At 66.3% G+C, this 3,915-nt stretch carries 4 protein-coding genes; 3 read left to right on the forward strand and 1 reads right to left on the reverse strand.

The features are described from left to right. Positions 1 to 644: 644 nt before the first annotated feature. Positions 645 to 929 carry a barstar family protein gene (locus FB455_RS33950; RefSeq protein ID WP_222434161.1) on the reverse strand — a complete coding sequence of 95 codons (285 nt, stop codon included), beginning with the start codon at positions 927 to 929 and terminating at the stop codon, positions 645 to 647. Positions 930 to 1,675: 746 nt separating this feature from the next. On the opposite strand from FB455_RS33950, the gene FB455_RS33955 reads away from it, so the two are divergent. From FB455_RS33955 to FB455_RS33970, 3 genes are all read left to right on the forward strand, one after another. Further along, positions 1,676 to 2,887, forward strand: coding sequence for a helix-turn-helix domain-containing protein (locus FB455_RS33955; protein WP_145755806.1), 1,212 nt, complete (start codon positions 1,676 to 1,678; stop codon positions 2,885 to 2,887). 306 nt (positions 2,888 to 3,193) lie between these two features. Next, positions 3,194 to 3,373: a hypothetical protein gene (locus FB455_RS33965; RefSeq protein WP_145755807.1), complete on the forward strand. Its 180-nt coding sequence runs from the start codon at positions 3,194 to 3,196 to the stop codon at positions 3,371 to 3,373. Beyond that, on the forward strand, positions 3,370 to 3,678 hold the full coding sequence (locus FB455_RS33970) for a hypothetical protein (RefSeq protein ID WP_145755808.1): 309 nt from the start codon (positions 3,370 to 3,372) through the stop codon (positions 3,676 to 3,678). Before FB455_RS33965 ends, FB455_RS33970 begins: the two co-directional genes overlap by 4 nt. Positions 3,679 to 3,915: the final 237 nt, after the last annotated feature.

Below are 3,915 nucleotides of genomic sequence, written 5' to 3' on the forward strand. Positions count from 1 at the left end.
GTCAGGGTTGGCTGCGGTGATCACCTGCACCCAGGGATCCTGACCGATCGTCCTGACTAGACAGACACCGGGGTTACGAGACGTCCCTTAGGGTGGAACAGATGATGGGCACTGCTTGGTGGTAGCGAACCTTGCGGCGGTGAGAGTCTTGTTCGATGATTGGCAACGCGGCTGGGCCTCTTGGAGTGGCCAGCGCCGTAAAGTCAGGAACCGTAACTCCTACCGCTTACTCGTGCTTTCCTGGCGGAGCAACTTGCTCGCGCTTGCTCTTGGCGCACTGATTCAGTTTCTGTCAATCAAGAACATCGTTGGTAACACCACGGGACTGGTTCTAGCTCTTCCGTGTGTTGTGGTATTTCTCGTGTCTGCACTCGTGGCTGTCGTGGCGCTAGCAATTGAGGCCGCCCATTTCTCGCAGACCCCACTTGGGCGAGGGCCAATCCAGCGTCAAGCTCGGTTTGGCACCATGTTTTTTGTGGATCTAGTAACGCTTCGTGTGCTTCCACGTAGAAGTTCAGGCGCTGGGTGACTTACTGAGTGACGACCGTGCCGTGCATACTCGGACGTTGTCGGATCGTTCGTGCAGGTGATCGCTCCCGCAGCCGCAGGCCACCGCATTGTGGTTTTCCTTCGGAGCGAAGAGATCAGCGCAGCTCAAACGTGAACCGCTTCTCGTGGCCAGCCTCTTGGTCGTCGGCCTCCACGGCTCGCAGGAGGCCACAGATCCTCTCGAATCGCTCCGCTCCGAGAGTCTTCTCGCTGGCCTGCCAGTCAGTCCAGACCACGGCGACCGGGCGGGGAACATCCATGCTCAGTCGGTCCCACAGAGCATCCAGGTTCGCACCGTAGTACGGCCCGAAGTCGAGAGCACGGGCCAGGAACTGGTGAAGGTCGGCTTCGGTTCGCACCTTGCGGCCGTCGATTTCCAAGAGCACATGTCCTCACCCGTCCCTGCTGGCAGCTACGCCACCGACGCGCGTCTCGTCTGGGCCAGGCCCGTGCCCGATCCATGCCCGACACAGCGGTCAACACGGGGCGACAGGGCCACGTGAGCTGCCCGACGATCAACGTTCGGTAGCGATCTCCCTGATGCTGCAACTAGCCACCGTATAGATCAACCCGATTCCCAGGCTGACCGTGCGACATGCGGCCGATGACCGCTCGCCGCTCCGTGCCGTCGCTGGGTGCGACCTGTACGCCGGATTACGGTGACTGCTCTACTAGTGGGGTGCGTGGCCGCCTTTTCTACCTGACGATGGTGGCTGGGGGCGTGGTGGCGGCCGCGGTCGGACTCATGGTCGCTCTGGGTTACGTAGAGCAGCCAGGACCCTTCAACGAGGCGTTGTTGGGGGCGATCGGCGGCGGGATGACGGGGGCGGGTTTCCGGCGCTGGAGGAAGTACCGCTCGCCGGGCCTGGGGCACACCCGGGGCACAAGACGGCGTGAAGCCTTGGCGACCAGCGACCAATGATGTGAGGCCGCGACGTGGCGCGGCCAGCGCGTCGAGCAAGCCAGCGCAGGTGAAGTGGACGCACGTCTAGGTTGGAGCCAACACGAGGGCTCCAGGCAGCGTGCCGGTGTGTTCGGGGTTATGCGTACGCACGTAGGTCGGTAGCGTTGGTGCCACGGCGGCCCCGCGGCCGGTGGCGCATCCCGCGCTATGAGGAGGTTCGGGATGGAATCCTTGCCGGAGTTGACCTTTGGGCAGCGGCTGAAGGTCTACCGGGAGCGGTCCGGAAAGACTCGCGCGGTGCTCGGTGGACTGGTCGGGCGCAGCGCCGAGTGGGTCAAGGCGGTGGAGACCGATCGGATCCTGCCTCCGCGCATTCACATGCTGGACCGCATCGCTCGTGCGCTCAAGGTCGACGTGTCCGCCCTGGCCGGCGAGCTGAGCGACAGGTCCGCTGTCGTAAACGGTCCGGAGCACCCGGCGCTGGCGTCGGTGCGGGACGCCGTGAACCGTGTCGTGCTCGCCGACGAGGCTGCGGTGGAGTCGTTGGCTGGTTTGCGTGAGCGGCTTGCGGTGGCGTGGCGGGCGCGCCACCAGGCGTCCGATCACCGGACGGTGCTGGGTGGGCTGCTGCCGAGACTTCTGCACGACGTGCAGCGCGCCGCGCTGGTGTACGAGGGCGTCGAGCGTCGGCAGGCGCAGTCGCTGTTGGCGGAGACGTTCGGTCTGACGCAGATGTTCCTTGCGTACCAGCCGGCTGCCGAGTTGTTGTGGCGGGTTGCGGACCGGGCGATGGTGGCGGCGCAGGATTCCGGTGACCCGGAGGCGTTGGCCCTCGCGGCATGGTTCCTGTGCCAGGTGCATCGTGACGCCGGGGACTGGGATACCGCCATGGCGGTAACGCACGACGTCCTGTCGGCTCTGGAGCCGAGGGCGGCCGACGCGGGCACGAATCTGCTGGCGTTGTGGGGTGCGCTCAACTTCGAGGCCGCCTACACCGCCGCGCGTGCCGGCGAGGAAGGCCGGGCCTGGCGGTACTGGGATCGGGCGGACCGGGTGGCGCAGCGTCTGCCGGAGGATTTCTATCAGCCGCAGACGTCGTTCTCCCGGGTCATCATGGGCGCCCACGCGGTGACGGTGGCGGTGGAGTTGCAGAAGTCCGGTGAGGCGGTACGGCAGGCGCGCCGCCACGACTCGGCGGCCATCCCGTCGAGGCCGCGCCGGGCACGCCATCTCATCGAGGTGGCGCGGGCGCACTACGGCAAGGACGACAAGGAAGCGGCCGTGACGACGCTGCGGAAGGCGTACGAGTCGGCCCCCGAGACGATCCGCTTCAACGGGTACGCCCGCCAGGTCACGTTGGACCTGCTCGACGGCCCACGCTCCACCCGTGACGACGCCCGTGACCTCGCGGTCAAGGTCGGGCTCCTCTCCTGATCCAGGGGTAGGAACCTTACCCATTCCGCTCTGCAACCGACCGTAGCGTCCTGCTCACGGGATGCGGCGGGCGGTGCGGGTATCGCCTGGTCGCCGCGTCCCCCTCAGAACCGAGGGAGGGTCCGTGCGGCGCGTCTCGTATGACGACTACCTTTCTGCCACCGCGCTGACTCTTGCTCGCAGGCATCGGCCGGTGTGGTCGTGGCGGCTCTGGCGGCGCATCTGCCGCTGTGGGTCCGAACTGCCCTGCCGCGTCCGGCACCGGATACCGATCAATCGGGGCCACTGGCCGTCGGAGGGTGAGCAGTGACCAGCGAGCAGGAACAGGTGATCGTCGCGGTTCACGTACGAGGGCTCGACGGCATGTGTGTCGGCTGCCGACTGTGGTGGGCGCGGCTGACTCCGTACCCGTGCTGGCAGGTGGAGTGGGCGACGAGCCGGCAGGCGCGGGCGATCACCGCGCGGTTCCTGGAGGGTGTGCGGTGACCACCCACGGCCCGGTCATGCCGCTCTGGAGCTGCGGTGGCTGCGACCTGCCCTGGCCCTGCCCGACCCGGAAGCGGGAGTTGCGGGCAGAGTACGAGGATGCTCCGGTGTCGCTGGCTCTCTACCTTGGTGCCTACCTCGTCCAGGCCACCGAGGACATGCCCTGGACGCCGGCCGGCGTGCTGCACCGTCGCTTCCTCGGCTGGACCAGGGAAACCGGCCACCTCATGCCGGTAGTACAGCAGCGATGTACAGCAACCGGGCCAGCCGAACCGAGCCGGGCAGCGCGTGATCAGCCCGTCTGACCTCATATCAAGCCTGATCCGATCGGCTCGCTGAGAGTGCACACCGAAGCGGTCGGCGCGACTTCCGCTGTCGGCCTCAGTGCTGCCCGAGAGCTCGAAGGACATAGCCTGGCTCTACGTCAGACGCTGCCACGTCAGGCAGTGTCAACGGCGGATTAGAACTGACCCCTCCTGGACGGTTTGGGATTGACCCCCCGTCAGGTCAGCTTGGTCTATTTGTCCCGGTTCTTGGCGAGG

It is taken from the genome of Micromonospora sp. CNZ296 (assembly GCF_007827635.1).